General features: G+C 46.4%; 1 pseudogene. It reads right to left on the reverse strand.

The features are described from left to right. Nucleotides 1–219 (reverse strand): annotated as a pseudogene (locus tag PZC42_RS22085) (hypothetical protein); the annotation flags it as partial. Nucleotides 220–252 lie beyond the last annotated feature (33 nt).

Here is a 252-nt window from a genome sequence, read left to right on the forward strand (position 1 = left end):
GGGAAAATTCAAAATAGAGCCGCTTTCACGGCGATGTTTCTGCACATCATCAACGTCCAGACCGTTAGGATTGCAAATGCCGCCGTCGTACTCAGCAATCGCTGTAATGACTGCCCCGGCTTTTTGAAGGAACTTCGCGGCATGATAGCCGACATTTCCCATTCCCTGAATGACAATCCTCTTATTTTTAATTCCGGTTTTTAGTCCTACAGACTTCATGTCATCTGCATAAGTTAAGGCATGTCTGAGGCC

Source organism: Isoptericola croceus (assembly GCF_029382255.1).
In the GTDB taxonomy this organism is placed as follows: domain Bacteria; phylum Actinomycetota; class Actinomycetes; order Actinomycetales; family Cellulomonadaceae; genus Isoptericola; species Isoptericola croceus.